Below are 12,867 nucleotides of genomic sequence, written 5' to 3'. Positions count from 1 at the left end.
TCTCTGGTCGTGTCCCTCACACTGTAACCTACTCGGGAGTAGGTTAGACTGCGACGTGACGCAGACTGCACGGGAGGCATCCGATGGCTGACAGGTACCAGCAGTTCACGAAAACCCCGGTGGGGAAGTTCGTGGTGCCGAAGCTCGGCCTGCCCAATCCCGCGACGCTGCGCCGGTACCGGCCCGGGCAACCGGCGCTCGAAGGTCCCGCCCTGCTCGGTGCCGCGCCCGGCGGGCGGCTGGAGAAAACCCTTCGTGACCAGCTGGCCGACGCCGGCATCGAGGTCATCGCCACCGCGGCCGACCGGCATGCGGCGCTGGTCTTCGACGCCACCGGCATCACCGACCCCGCACGCCTGCGCGAGGTCTACGACTTCTTCCACCCGGTGATCCGCAGCGTCGGCCCGTCCGGCCGGGTCGTCGTGCTGGGCACCCCGCCCGAGCAGGTCGAGGGCCGCGAGCGGATCGCGCAGCGCGCCCTCGAGGGCTTCATCCGTTCGGTGGGCAAGGAGCTGAAGCGCGGCGCGACCGCCCAGCTCGTGTACGTCGCCGAAGGCGCCGAAGAGGCGACGGAGTCGACGCTGCGCTTCCTCCTGTCGGCGAAGTCGGCGTTCGTCGACGCGCAGGTCATCCGGATCGGCACCGAGGGCAAGACGGCGTCCGCGCCCGCCAGCTGGGAGAAGCCCCTGGCCGGCAAGGTCGCGCTGGTCACCGGCGCGTCCCGCGGCATCGGCGCGGCGATCGCCGAGGTGCTGGCCCGCGACGGCGCGCACGTCGTCGCGCTCGACATCCCCGCCCAGGGCGGCGACCTGTCGAAGGTGGCCAACAAGGTCGGCGGGTCGTCCCTGCAGCTCGACATCACTTCGCCGAGCGCGCCCGCGAAGCTCGCGGAGTACCTGAAGGAGCGTCACGGCGGCGTCGACATCGTTGTGCACAACGCGGGTATTACCCGTGACAAGACGCTGGGGAACATGAGCGAGAGCGCGTGGGACTCGGTGATCGCGGTGAACCTCGCGTCGCAGCTCGCGGTGAACGACAAGCTCCTCGCCGATCGCGTGCTGAACGAGAACGGCCGCATCATCGGCGTCTCGTCGATCGCGGGCATCGCCGGCAACGTCGGCCAGACGAACTACGCGACGTCGAAGGCGGGCGTCATCGGCATGGTGAACGTCGGCGCGCCGCAGCTGGCGGCGTACGGCGGCACGATCAACGCCGTCGCGCCCGGGTTCATCGAGACCAAGATGACGGCCGCGGTCCCGCTGTTCATCCGCGAAGCCGGGCGGCGGCTGTCCAGCCTCGGCCAGGGCGGCCTGCCGGTCGACGTCGCCGAAACGATCGCCTGGTACGCGAACCCGGCGTCGGCCGCGGTGAACGGCAACGTGGTCCGCGTCTGCGGCCAGGCCCTGCTGGGGGCGTGACGTGGCGATCCGCGAACTCGACAGCACGCCGAGCCTGGCCACGCTGTACCCGAAGGCGCTGCTCGGCGGCGTCCTGCGCAAGCCGTCCGGGGATTCGCTGCCCGACACGGAGCTGGTGCGCACGGGTGTCGTCGTCGACCCGGCGCACCTGGCGGCGTACAACGCGGTGTCCGGCTTCCGGCTGAGCGACGAGCTGCCGGCGACGTACCCGCACATGCTGGCGTTCCCGCTGCAGATGGCGCTGATGACCGAGCCAGGGTTCCCGTTCCCGCTGCTCGGCATGGTCCACGTGGCGAACCGGATCACCCAGCACCGCGCCCTGCGGATCGGCGAGCCGCTCACCGTGCGCGTGCGCGCGGAGAACCTGCGGCCGCACGAGAAGGGGCGTCAGTTCGACGTCGTCAGCGAGGCTTGGACCGGTGATCATCTCGTCTGGTCCGACGTCAGCACGTACCTGCGTCGCGGCGGCTCTTCGGGTGCCCCTTCCCGGCGGGACCAGCTGGCGCCGCCGACGCCGGACGCGATCTGGCGCGTCCCGGCCGACATCGGGCGGCGCTACGCGGAGGTCTCGGGCGACCGCAACCCGATCCACCTGCACCCGCTGACGGCGCGCCTGTTCGGCTTCCCGCGCGCGATCGCGCACGGGATGTGGACGAAGGCCCACGCGCTGGCGGCGTTCGAGGGCAGGCTGCCGGAGGCGTTCACGGTGGACGTCCGCTTCAAGCAGCCGGTGCTGTTGCCGGCGAAGGCGGGCTTCACGTCCTGGTCCGTGGACGACGGCTGGGCGTTCGAGCTGTGGAGCAAGTCGAAGCCGCACCTCGAGGGGACGATCAGCTCACTCTGACGGCTTCCAGACCGCGCCCTCGATGAGGTCGTTGAAGCCGAGCCAGACGAGGTTCATCATCCAGGAGGCCAGGACGCCGTCGGAGATGTCGGGGTGGTCGAGGGCCCAGTCGGCCAGCGACTCGGCCCCGCCGACCAGCGACGCGGCCAGGCCTTCGCCGGAGAACTCCGCCTGCTCGCCGACGCCCTTGCGGGTGCCGGCGGACACCACGAGCGCGGCGACGAGCTGGATCGCGCGCGCCCGCATGTCGGTGATCTCCGCGGCGAAGGCCCCGCCGACGGTGAGGGCCTGGCGGTGCAGGACCGTCCACGACTCGCGGTACTCGGCGACGAAGCGGTAGAAGGACCGCAGGCCGTGCCAGAGCTGCATGTCGGGTGGCAGGTCGGGCTGCACGCCGGCCTGGATGGCCTCGAGCAGGCGCGTTGCCTCGCGGCGAATGCACGCGCCGAAGAGGTCTTCCTTCGAGCCGAGGTAGGTGTAGATCATCGGCTTCGAGACCCCGGCGACGTCGGAGATCTCGTCCATCGACGCGGCGTGGTAGCCGTGGCGCGAGAAGACCTGGACGGCCGCGTCCAGGATCTGCCGCTCGCGCACGGCACGCGGCAGCCGCCTGGCCCGTTCGGGCGGACGCTGATCTTCCTCTGACACGCTGGACCTCCTCGTTGCTGCCCGGAGACGGTACCGGTCGTTGCCACGCGCGGGTGATTTCGGCACGCTTGCCCGCGTACCTACTGGCGGGTAGCCTTACGCATGAGTAACCGGAGAGGGGTGACCATGGCCGACAACGCCGGGATGACCAGCGCCGATCGGATCGCGGAGCTCCGTGGGGCACCGCTGCTCGACGCCCTGGAGCGGCTCGACCCGCTGAGCCCCGAGGCCCACGCCCTCAACGTCAACGAGCTCGCCCTGGACCCCGGCGACCTCCGCAAGGACGACTTCCGCCGTCTCCTGAACGCCCTGCTCAGGCTGGCCACCCACGCCCCGGCGTTCGACCTGAGCAAGGTCGAGCCGGCCCGCTTCGCCTCCCTGGTGGCCTCGGCGTCGCGCGCGCAGCTGGAGAGCGTCGTCGCGGACCGCGCCCTGCGCGAGCGCCTCCTGGACGAAATCTTCGCCCGCATGGGCGCCCACATCCGCCCCGACCGAGCCCGCGACCTCCACGCGGTGGTCCACTGGCGCCTGTCGGGCGGAGCAGGCGAAGGCGGCTTCGACCGCTACGAGACGGCGATCTCGCACGGATCGTGCACGGTGAGCCGCGAGATGCGCTCATCGCCGCGAGTGACCATCACCATCGCGCCGACCGACTTCTTCCGCCTCATCACGCACCAGGCGACACCGGCGGTGTTGTTCGTCACGGGGAGGATCAAAGTCAAAGGTGACTTGGCCTTCGCGGCGGGCTTGATCGGTTTCTTCGACCTACCGCACCCCGCTTGACCGGTTATAGTCCGCCAGTGCCCCGGAAAGCGAAATGGCGCCGCCCCCGTACCCATCGCGGCGGTCACGTGGTGAACGCGTTCGCGGAGAAGCTGGGAATCGCCCGGCTGACACCGGCGCAGTTCATCCAGGTCCTGGAAACCCTCCACATGCTGGGCGAAGCCGGAGCGGGCATCGAGCTGAGCTCATTGTCGACGGACGTCCTGGTGGACGTGGTCCGCCGAGCGTCCCGCGAGCAGCTGAAGGCGATCGCGGACCACCCGGAGTTACGACCGGTGTTCCTGGACGAGATATTCCGCCGAATGTCAGAGCATTTCTCACCGGCCCGCGCACGCCACGTGGACATCGTGGTTTCGTGGCGCTTTTCGGACGGTTCGGGAGAGGACGGCTACGACCGTTTCCAGACGGTGATCGAGGACGGGGTGTGCGTGTCTTCAACGGATCTGTCCCGGACCCCGGACACCACGATCACGTTGTCGGTGGACGACTTCATTCGGATGGCGACGGGCAATGCCGCAGTGGCGGCGATGTTCGTGACGGGAAGGGTGAAGGTGAAGGGCGAGTACGCACCAGCGGTGCGGTTCTCGAGCTACTTCGACATCCCCAAGCCGACGGCGGACTAGCTTTCCGACGCCAGGAAGCCGGAGTGTCAGCGACGTTTTCGCAATGCTTCGATGACACGGTTCACTGCGGTCTCCGCCGTTTCGTGCTCCCATACTCGGACGGCCAGCCAGCCCGCCTCGCTGAGCCGAGCGTCCGTGTCGGCGTCTCGTCTGCGGTTCGTCTCGATCTTGTCGCGCCAAAATTCTGCATTGTTCTTGGGCCAAGTGGCGTGCTCCGGGCAACCGTGCCAGAAACACCCGTCCACGAAGACCGCCACGCGCGCGGGGCCGGACACCAGGTCAGCCTCGCGTCGCACACCTTCGACCGGTCGGCGGTGCACCCGGTAACGGAAGCCTGCGCCGTGGAGAGCCTTGCGCAGGGTCATCTCGATCCCGGTGTTACGGGACCTTTGCTGACTCATCCGGATGCGCACGGCGGACGTGGTCTTCAGACGCTCCACGAGCCCATTGTGACAAAGATCGGAGACTCTGGCCGAGCGTGGATCAGTTCTCGACGACGCGACCCTCGATGACCGTGGGGTGGTCGCGCCGCGGTTCGTCCGAGGAGACCACCTCGCTGTCCACCACCATGACTGGGCCCCTGCGGCGGTCGGCGAACCGGACCGCTCGCTTATCCGTCCGCTTCAACCACAGCCGGCGCGCTACCGCGCGGGATGGCGGCAGGATCAGCAGCAACCCCAGCACGTCGCTGACGAAGCCGGGCACCAGGATCAGCACCCCGCCCAAGCCAACCAGCATGCCGTCGGTGAGTTCCTTCTCCACCGGCCGTCCGGAGCGGGCTGCCGAGGTGAACGCCCTCATCGCCTTAGCGCCCTCGCGGCGGGCCAGCCAAGACCCGAGAAACGCGCCGGCCAGCAGGAGGCCCAGCGTGCCGAGGACGCCGACAGCCGAGCCCACCGCCCAGATCGCGGCGATCTCGGCGAAGACGTAGAGTAGGAGAGCGATAGCCATACCGGTTCAACGGACAGCCTGCTCGTTTTGCTCCGATCTGGACGGACGTATTCGATTACAGTTCGTAGCAAGTACTCATACCGAGAGTTACCCATCTGTCCGCCACCTTGCCGCATTCCGGGTGATCATCGATCTCTACGATTGGCCAGAAGCCGGAAGCCCCCGTTGCAATAATCATAACTAGACGCTACGGCGTCGTATAAGGCTGCCTTCCAATAATGCGCACCGAATTCTTTGCGAAGATGTTTCGCGTGCCTGCTTGCGTCGTACGCCACACCTGTGGCTCCGACGCCGGACTCGTGATATTGCCGGTATAGATCGATTCGCTCGACAAGTTCCGGTATGGAAGCTCCGACGTATAGATCAGCCAGTTTCAGTGTATTGAATTGAAAACATGCATCACGATATAGCTGTTGCGGCAACTTCTTGTTCACCTCGAATGTTACGAGGGTGCTTATTGGTGTCACATTCAGGTTTGCGACAAGTAAGGTTGGGCTATGTGGCACTTTATCGTAATAAGCGTGGAAGAGGTAACCCCTATTTCCCGTGATCAGATTTGACTTGGCGCGGTTACAGCGACCGCAAACAGGGATAAGGTTGAATGCAAGGATGCTGAATTCAGGATACTTATCTTTTGGAAGATAGTGATCGAGTTCTGCCACGGGATTCCGTCCACACATGGGACAGAGTTCGTAGGCTGCTCCAGCCAACAACTCCGCCCGCAACGGGGCGAGTCGTCCATCTTGGTACGTATTTTCGTAGTTCCCGCGAAGTGCCTTTCTTGTATCCTCTTCCAGAGGTAGTGGTGTGAGGTCTTTTGGATGACCGGCAATCGAATCATACGCAGCATACGCGTCGATGACTTGGTTTCGAGCCGCAGAAAGATACTTCTTGGCGTGAATGGATCGTCTCTTAGCGTAAGTTTGATCGTAATCAAAAACCACATCACGGGTAGGCTTTTGTATTTGGTAGATCATTGATCACCCATGGAGTGTTTGAAACTTAGTATGTAGGCTCTCGCCTGTGCGCTCATCTCGCCGTCGAATAAATCTTCGATCTCGTCCATGTCCATCTCGGCCGCTAACCTTTTCAAAGTTTCATGATAGTCGGTTTCAGTGTTATCGAGATGGAAAACGTTCGTAGTCAAGTTTCCAGCATTTTCACCGAACGTCTCGACTGATGGTTTTGCAACGCGCGTTTTGTTGCCAAACCTTTGTAGTACGCGGACGTACCTTCGCGGTATCTCTTGGAGTACGACCGGTGAATGCGTGGCCACAATCGCATATGAGTTAAGGCGCTGTAAGATCGTATGCAAAGCTCGAATAAGCGCGGAAAGCAGCGAAGGGTGTAAGTGGGACTCCGGCTCATCAATAAGAATGATCGAGCGGAGATCGGCATGAGCGATGACTTGCATAATGATATTCAGGACAATCTTATGCCCCGTACTCAATCTATCGAAATGCTCGACCCAGTCGTCTCCGCTGGCAGCTAGGTAGGGGTCGAGTCCTATGCGCGAAAAAGAAGGTTCTCGAAGTACTATCGACAACGCCGCGATCAATATCGAGCGTTTCTCTGCCGAGCGAGACGCCTCGAGAGCTCGTGAGAATTCTTTTGTCAGTTCATCGATGTTCTTTAGACCGCGTGGAGCTCCTGACTTCTGCCCGATCAAACGCTTTCGAAGACCGCAGTAGGCGTATCCGAATACATCGCCTTTTTCGCGCAACCTTTTTTCTGCCGCGCGCCTCTCATCTTCTGAATGCCAGAACGCATCCGGTAGTGAAAACGTGTCGAAGGCACTATACGAGATAGCTATGACTGAGCTGAATCGAACGTTTGGCGAATCAACGATCCGTCCACGGTAGCTGTTCTCGCCCTCGCGCTGTTTCAGATCTGAGGTGGCTACCAGGGCAATGTTTGCGAGGAGTTGAGTTTTGCCGGTTCCATTATATCCGACTATGGCATTGATTCTATCAGGGATATTCGAGGATTGATCGAATACAAAATCTACTTCAAAAGATGATCCGCCAACGTTCGTCTCGAACTTGAACCGCAGTCCTCGACGGCGTCGTTTGGAATCATGTATGAATAACGTACTCGCCTCCTGTAGGGCAAGCGTCGCCTTGCCGGTCCTCGCGAGTGAGGCTTCGAACCCTGGTTCATTCTCGAATTCCGCGCGTACATCGTCTGAGTAGACGACGTCACGCAGACCGCGGAGTATCGCCTGATAAGTTTTTTGAGGCAACCTTCGGAGTGCCTCGTAAAAAGAAAAGCTTTGACCGAGTGAGCAATAGTCTCGTCCTAATTGAGAAAAGGACTCCAAAGGAAGCTGGGTCTTGCCTCCTCTTTGTCCCTTCTTCAGTATTTTTACCTCTCCTAGTAGTTCTCGATCGCTGAAGCTGCGGTATAGATACACCGAGAATAATGTCTGGAACGAGTCGTCGGGCCAGTCTTCGAAACGTAGTGCGATATATGGATATGATAGACTGTCGTCATATTCGCCGGGCTTTTGTACGATAAACCGAGGAATCTCAGAAGTACTACTGGAGTTTTTGCTCCGATCAATCCCTAGATTCTGCGAGAATACCCGCAAATTGGGCATCGCCTCGATAATGGGCTGCAGTAGGGGAACTCGCTCGGAAGGAACGAATATTACAGCGTACGGGTTCCATGCGCCGGACTCATGGGCCTGGAGAACAAGAATTTCGGCGTCGCTTCGCTTTTCCCTGCAGTACCGCTCCAGTGCTTCAACTGACCGCATTGGATGCTCTTTTGCTGGTGGGTCGATCAGTGCGACTAGGAGCTGTGCTCGTTGAGACCTGTCCGATTGGTCAAACCTTACGCGTGCGTTCCCGGCTTTGGAAATGTACGTCGTATAGATCGATCCGTCAGCGATGCCGAGGGTTCTTGCAAGATCTGCCTCGAACGGCCGGTACTTCGTAGTGCTTTTCGCGGAGTGATCTACGCCTAGAAGTCGTTGACTAGCCTGCTCAAGGCCCAGTCGTGTCGTTGCTGGATCCGTCACTCGCCTAGCATACCCAGTGTTGCGGCCGCAGGTTGACTGATTACCCGTTGTCGGACTTGTTCACGCTATGCGGTGACCTTCACGCTGAAACGCGTGGAGTCGGGTCAGTCAAAGCGACGTACGCGGCCAAGTCCTCGCGAAAATTCGGGTACCTACCCAAATTGGTTTGTTGCAGCCGACCCCAAAAGCCACTTGCGGCTCGGTGTGACAACGGAAGGCATTGGTCTACATCTAGTAGATCCAACAGATGAGTGTACTTGGCTTGCCGAGGGAATTCGCTGGCGATAACTCTGTGAACTTTGCCTTTTTCGCCCCATGCCGAAGTCGGCCAGCCAGCCGTTCGAATAAATTCGACCGAAGGGAGGTCATGAGGTGTACCGGGGTCCAGCAGTCGCTCGGCGACCCACGTCGATACGCCGACCGTGACGGCATTGCCGACAAGTTTCCAGCGTGGGCCGTTGCGCCGGCTGTCGCTAGCTGCGTCGGTCCAGCCTCGTTTGAACCCCTGCAGTGCCTCGCTGTCTTCGATCGTCGGTAGAACAATAGTTGGACGATCGGTCCAGTCGGGCAGCCATACGGCAGGGGGTGACGGAATACCTAACGCAGAACCTCCCTTCAGCGTCGGAGTCGCATCCTTGGCCCAGCCGACTCCTGAACGGCCTTCAGTCCAATAGAAGCCGAATGCGTCTGACGACAGAAGGCTCTCGTCTAAGGGAGCCGACTCATCGGCGAATAGCACACCGCGAGGGTCGTCGGTGCATGATGCAACCATGATCACTCTGCGTCGTCGCTGTGGTACACCCGTGAATCTGGAGTCGACGACTCGGTAAGCCCATCGGTAGCCCAAGTCTTCGAGTTCGCGGACTAGGTAGGCCATGGCCTCACCGCGATCCAAAGTCAGCATGTTCGGGACGTTCTCGATGAGCACCCACGGCATGCGCCGTCCGCGACGCTTCGTTAGCTGAAGCATCTCGAAGACATGTGCGACCAGACCGGACTGTGCCCCATGAATGCCGGCGGTGCGTCCTGCCTGAGAGAGGTCGGTGCACGGGAACCCCGCTGCGAGGACGTCGAGATTGTCCGGCAAGTCACGAAGCTCCTGCACGTCCGGATGAACGTCGACCCCGGGAAATCGTGCACGCAAGACTTGCTGGGCGGGCTCCCAGCTCTCACAAAGGAGAACCGTGTCCAGCCCGTCGCCAAGAGCGGCGTGGAACCCGAGCTCGATGCCGCCGATCCCGGCGAACAGCCCTGCCACTCGAAACTTGCCCGACACGTCATCACTCCTCAGTCAGAGATCGTTCAAACACTACAAGACTTGTGCTAAAAACTCGAGATGGGGCGCATCACGTCTACGCCGTGTTGAACGATCTCGATGTATCCTGGGACGTCCCCTCCTGACAGACGATGTGGACCGTCACTTTCGGACGTGATCAGCGGGGAATTTTCCGAGCTTCCCGTCGCCTACGGGAAGCAGGTCGCGGCCGCCCGCGACGAGGCGCTCGGCCTCGTCGCGGACGGCACGCTGACCCCCGTCATCGACCGCACCTATCCCCTCGCCGACGTCGCGGCCGCGCACGCGCGTGTCGAGAGCCGCGAAGGTGTCGGCAAGGTCGTGCTCATCCCTTAGCTCGGCACCTCGTCCAGGTACGCCTGCGCCTGGAGCGTGAACAGCTCCGCGTACCCCGCCTTCGCCGCCATCAGCTCCTCGTGCGTTCCGTACTCCGCCACCTTCCCGTGGTCCAGCAGGAGGATCCGCTCCGCCTGCCGGACCGTCGAGAACCGGTGCGAGATGTACAGCGTCGTCCGGCCTTCGGACAACGAGCGCAAGCGGGCGAACAAATCGTGCTCGGCCTGGGCGTCCAGCGCCGATGTCGGCTCGTCGAGGATCAAAATGGGTGCCTCGCGCTGGAACGCCCGTGCCAGTGCGATCTTCTGCCACTCGCCGCCGGACAGCGATACGCCCTGGTCGAACCACCTTCCCAATGGGCTGTCGTAGCCGGATGGCAGGCGCTTGATGCGCTCGTCCGCTCCCGCCCTGCGGGCCGAATCCTCGATGTGCGGGCGATCCTCGAGCCGCGTGAGGTCGCCCAGGCCGATGTTCTCCGCCGCCGTTCCCTGGTATGTCACGTAGTCCTGGAACATCGCGCTGATGCGCCGGCGCAACTCGTCCGGGTCGTACTCGCGGATGTCGACGCCGTCCAGGAGGATGCGGCCGTCCGTTGGGTCGTACAGGCGGCAGAGGAGCTTGAACAGCGTTGACTTGCCCGCGCCGTTGCGGCCCACCACCGCCACCGTCTCGCCCGGGCGGATCTCGAAGCTGACGTCCTCCAGGGCCGGCTCCTCCGCGCCCGGGTAGGCGAACGTCACCGAGTCGAACTCGATGTGACCGTCCACAGTGGAGGGCATGGGGCGCGGCGAAGGCGGTGCCGTGATCTCCGGCTTCGTGTCCAGGAAGCGGTACAGCGTGTCCAGGTAGAGGTTGTTCTCGTACATCCCCGAAAACGCCGTGAACAGCCCGGACACCGACGTCTGCACCGACGTCGCCGCGGCCGTGTACAACGCCAGGTCGCCCAGCGTGAGCCGGCCGCCGACCGCCTCCAGTGCGATGTACAGCGCGATCGCCGAGCCCACCAGCGTGCTCAGCAGGCCCCACGCCGTCGAACTGATGTTGCGGTTGACCGTCAGCTTCCGCTGCCGCTCGTACGAAACCACGCCCAGCCGGCGGAAGCGGTCGACGAAGTACGGGCCGAGCCCGAACAGCTTCGTCTCCTTGGCGTAGGTGTCCGTCGTGACCAGCGACGACAGGTAGTCCATCCGCCGCTTGATCGGCGACATCAGGAACGTCAGCCAGAACGCGCGCGAGCCGTACTTGGACTGCGAGATGAACGCCGGGATCGGCGCCACCAGCGCGACCATGGCCAGCAGCGGGCTGATCGCGACGAGCAGCGCGACCATGCTGCCGAACGTGATCAGCGTCCGGACCAGCCCCAGCGCGGAAGTCATCATCGACAGCGGCCGCGTCGGGGCCTCCTGCGCCGCCTGGCGCAGCATGTCGTAGGACGCCGAGCCCTCGAAGTACGCCAGGTGCAGTTCGCTCGCGTGCGCCATCACCTGGTGGCGGATGGTCAGCGTCATGCGTTCCTGCAGCAGCGACTGCGCGATCGACGTCAGCGCGCTGCTGATCGCGGTCGCCGCGAGCACCCCGAACTGGAACAGCGCGACGTTCACGATGTCGGCCGTGGTGCCGCGGTGCTGGATCGCCGCGACGACGGCGTCGAGCAGCAGCTTCGCGATGTACGCGGTCACGGTCGGCAACAGGCCCGACAACAGCGTGATCAGAGCCAGCAGGATCGTCAGGACCGGGCTCGCCTGCCACGTCAGCTTCGCGACCTTCGGCAGGCCGCGGACCGTGCCCGCGACGGACGTCTTCGCGCGCGACAGCCGGGAGCGCAGGTCCTTCGGCTGGTCCTCCTGCTTCGGTTCGGGAATTTCCACGGGCCCGGTGAGCCCGCTCTCCGGCACCGTCGTCGCGTGCCGCCGGCGACCGCGCCGGCTCAACGCGAACTCGAGGCCGCCCCCACCGCCCGGAATCACTGAGCCTCCACGGCGCCGTGCAGGAAGACGTCGACCACCTGGCGCGTGGTGGCGGCGTTGTCGTCCGGCGCCATCCGCCGGCCGCCGAACAGCAGGGTGAGGAACAGCGCGGCCAGCTGCTCCGGGGCCAGCCGCAGCTGGTCCTTCTCGGGTTCGAACAGTTCGGTGATCGCGCCGCGCATGGCGGCCATCGACTCGTTGCGGCCGCCCTTCATCGTGCGGTTCTTCAGGCGCTGCTCGGGGTCGCGCTGCTTGTGCCTGCCCGACGCGTGCAGGGCGCCCATCAGCGCGCCCATCCGCTCGAAGTGCGCGCCGAGCGCCTCGGCGGCCTCGACGAGCCGGTCCGCCAGAGGCTGCTCGATGGGGATTTCGGCGATCGCATCGAGGACGTGGTCGGGGCGCAGCACCTCGGCGGTGCAGGCGTCGAACAGCTCGTCCTTGTCCTTGAACGCGCGGAAGATGGTGCCCTCGCCGATGCCGGCGGCGCGGGCGATCTGGCTGGTCGTGACGGCGGTGCCGTGCTCCATCAGGAGCGGCAGCACCGCGTGCACGATCATGGCGCGCCGGTCTTCGGCGCTCATGCTCGGCGCTCTTCGCCGGGTCTCGGGTGCTGGTGTCATGCCACCAGTGTGTGGAGTGAGTGCTCACTCCGTCAAGCGAGTATAAGTTGGCTCCATGGGTGTGCTTTGGGCGATGGCGTTCCCGATCCTGGTGGTGCTGCTGTTCCTGCTGGCCGTGTTCGAGGTCTGGGGCCGGCGGTTCCTGCCGTGGCACCGCCGCGGTGACGGCCAGCGGGTGGCGAGCGTCGCGGCGACCGAAGAGGTGGAAGCGATCCTCGGCGGCACGAAGCAGCACGAGCTCGAACAGCGCCAGGTCCAGCTGATGCTGGTCGACGACGAGGCGGACGGCGCCCCGCCGCGCACTCACGTCGACCTCGACGCCGGGAAGATCGTCTTCCGGAGGTGAGGGCCGCCCGGAGGC

General features: G+C 63.8%; 14 protein-coding genes. 6 read left to right on the top strand and 8 right to left on the bottom strand.

Annotation, left to right across the window (positions count from 1 at the left end):
* The first annotated feature begins 83 nt into the window (after positions 1–83).
* Together AB0M93_RS20985 and AB0M93_RS20980 are read left to right on the top strand one after the other, a co-directional pair.
* Positions 84–1,418, top strand: coding sequence for a 3-oxoacyl-ACP reductase (locus AB0M93_RS20985; RefSeq protein WP_364275844.1), 1,335 nt, complete (start codon positions 84–86; stop codon positions 1,416–1,418).
* A 1-nt stretch (position 1,419) separates the two neighbouring features.
* A complete protein-coding gene (locus AB0M93_RS20980) occupies positions 1,420–2,262 on the top strand; it encodes a MaoC/PaaZ C-terminal domain-containing protein (RefSeq protein ID WP_364275843.1) in 843 nt (280 codons plus the stop codon).
* Here the strand turns inward: AB0M93_RS20980 and AB0M93_RS20975 are convergent.
* Positions 2,254–2,910, bottom strand: coding sequence for a TetR/AcrR family transcriptional regulator (locus tag AB0M93_RS20975; RefSeq protein ID WP_086843734.1), 657 nt, complete (start codon positions 2,908–2,910; stop codon positions 2,254–2,256). The genes AB0M93_RS20980 and AB0M93_RS20975 overlap by 9 nt on opposite strands.
* A gap of 126 nt (positions 2,911–3,036) precedes the next feature.
* Between AB0M93_RS20975 and AB0M93_RS20970 the strand changes: the two genes are divergently transcribed.
* Together AB0M93_RS20970 and AB0M93_RS20965 are read left to right on the top strand one after the other, a co-directional pair.
* On the top strand, positions 3,037–3,693 hold the full coding sequence (locus tag AB0M93_RS20970; protein ID WP_364275842.1) for an SCP2 sterol-binding domain-containing protein: 657 nt from the start codon (positions 3,037–3,039) through the stop codon (positions 3,691–3,693).
* A 71-nt stretch (positions 3,694–3,764) separates the two neighbouring features.
* Positions 3,765–4,316, top strand: coding sequence for an SCP2 sterol-binding domain-containing protein (locus tag AB0M93_RS20965; protein ID WP_364276146.1), 552 nt, complete (start codon positions 3,765–3,767; stop codon positions 4,314–4,316).
* Positions 4,317–4,342: 26 nt separating this feature from the next.
* On the opposite strand, the gene AB0M93_RS20960 is transcribed toward AB0M93_RS20965, so the two are convergent.
* The 5 genes from AB0M93_RS20960 to AB0M93_RS20940 form a co-directional block, all read right to left on the bottom strand.
* On the bottom strand, positions 4,343–4,717 hold the full coding sequence (locus tag AB0M93_RS20960; protein ID WP_364276145.1) for a very short patch repair endonuclease: 375 nt from the start codon (positions 4,715–4,717) through the stop codon (positions 4,343–4,345).
* 82 nt (positions 4,718–4,799) lie between these two features.
* Positions 4,800–5,267 (bottom strand): FxsA family protein, encoded by a 468-nt coding sequence (locus AB0M93_RS20955; protein ID WP_364275841.1) that lies wholly within the window; start codon positions 5,265–5,267, stop codon positions 4,800–4,802.
* A gap of 125 nt (positions 5,268–5,392) precedes the next feature.
* Entirely contained in the window at positions 5,393–6,244 is an 852-nt protein-coding gene (locus AB0M93_RS20950; RefSeq protein ID WP_364275840.1) for a hypothetical protein, read from the bottom strand.
* Positions 6,241–8,289: an AAA family ATPase gene (locus AB0M93_RS20945; RefSeq protein ID WP_364275839.1), complete on the bottom strand. Its 2,049-nt coding sequence runs from the start codon at positions 8,287–8,289 to the stop codon at positions 6,241–6,243. Before AB0M93_RS20945 ends, AB0M93_RS20950 begins: the two co-directional genes overlap by 4 nt.
* A 79-nt stretch (positions 8,290–8,368) precedes the next feature.
* Positions 8,369–9,565 (bottom strand): DNA cytosine methyltransferase, encoded by a 1,197-nt coding sequence (locus AB0M93_RS20940; protein WP_364275838.1) that lies wholly within the window; start codon positions 9,563–9,565, stop codon positions 8,369–8,371.
* Between the two features lie 153 nt (positions 9,566–9,718).
* On the opposite strand from AB0M93_RS20940, the gene AB0M93_RS20935 reads away from it, so the two are divergent.
* On the top strand, positions 9,719–9,919 hold the full coding sequence (locus AB0M93_RS20935; protein WP_364275837.1) for a zinc-binding dehydrogenase: 201 nt from the start codon (positions 9,719–9,721) through the stop codon (positions 9,917–9,919).
* Here the strand turns inward: AB0M93_RS20935 and AB0M93_RS20930 are convergent.
* Complete coding sequence (locus AB0M93_RS20930; RefSeq protein ID WP_364276144.1) at positions 9,916–11,814, bottom strand: ABC transporter ATP-binding protein; 1,899 nt, start codon at positions 11,812–11,814, stop codon at positions 9,916–9,918. The two genes, AB0M93_RS20935 and AB0M93_RS20930, sit on opposite strands and share 4 nt — an antisense overlap.
* A 68-nt stretch (positions 11,815–11,882) precedes the next feature.
* Positions 11,883–12,467, bottom strand: coding sequence for a helix-turn-helix domain-containing protein (locus AB0M93_RS20925; RefSeq protein ID WP_364275836.1), 585 nt, complete (start codon positions 12,465–12,467; stop codon positions 11,883–11,885).
* Between the two features lie 94 nt (positions 12,468–12,561).
* Between AB0M93_RS20925 and AB0M93_RS20920 the strand changes: the two genes are divergently transcribed.
* Entirely contained in the window at positions 12,562–12,852 is a 291-nt protein-coding gene (locus AB0M93_RS20920) for a DUF6191 domain-containing protein (protein WP_364275835.1), read from the top strand.
* The last annotated feature ends 15 nt before the right edge of the window (positions 12,853–12,867 follow it).

The organism is Amycolatopsis sp. NPDC051102 (assembly GCF_040682815.1).
GTDB lineage: Bacteria > Actinomycetota > Actinomycetes > Mycobacteriales > Pseudonocardiaceae > Amycolatopsis.
Note: the sequence above shows the minus strand (reverse complement) of the source record. Positions and strands in the feature narration are given on the sequence as shown.

What these genes read in the sequence shown, in the direction of transcription:
- AB0M93_RS20985 (WP_364275844.1), top strand. Translation starts at nt 84, where the DNA reads ATGGCTGACAGGTACCAGCAGTTCACGAAAACCCCGGTGGGGAAGTTC.
- AB0M93_RS20970 (WP_364275842.1), top strand. Translation starts at nt 3,037, where the DNA reads ATGGCCGACAACGCCGGGATGACCAGCGCCGATCGGATCGCGGAGCTC.
- AB0M93_RS20960 (WP_364276145.1), bottom strand. Translation starts at nt 4,717, where the DNA reads ATGAGTCAGCAAAGGTCCCGTAACACCGGGATCGAGATGACCCTGCGC.
- AB0M93_RS20955 (WP_364275841.1), bottom strand. Translation starts at nt 5,267, where the DNA reads ATGGCTATCGCTCTCCTACTCTACGTCTTCGCCGAGATCGCCGCGATC.
- AB0M93_RS20950 (WP_364275840.1), bottom strand. Translation starts at nt 6,244, where the DNA reads ATGATCTACCAAATACAAAAGCCTACCCGTGATGTGGTTTTTGATTAC.
- AB0M93_RS20925 (WP_364275836.1), bottom strand. Translation starts at nt 12,467, where the DNA reads ATGAGCGCCGAAGACCGGCGCGCCATGATCGTGCACGCGGTGCTGCCG.
- AB0M93_RS20920 (WP_364275835.1), top strand. Translation starts at nt 12,562, where the DNA reads ATGGGTGTGCTTTGGGCGATGGCGTTCCCGATCCTGGTGGTGCTGCTG.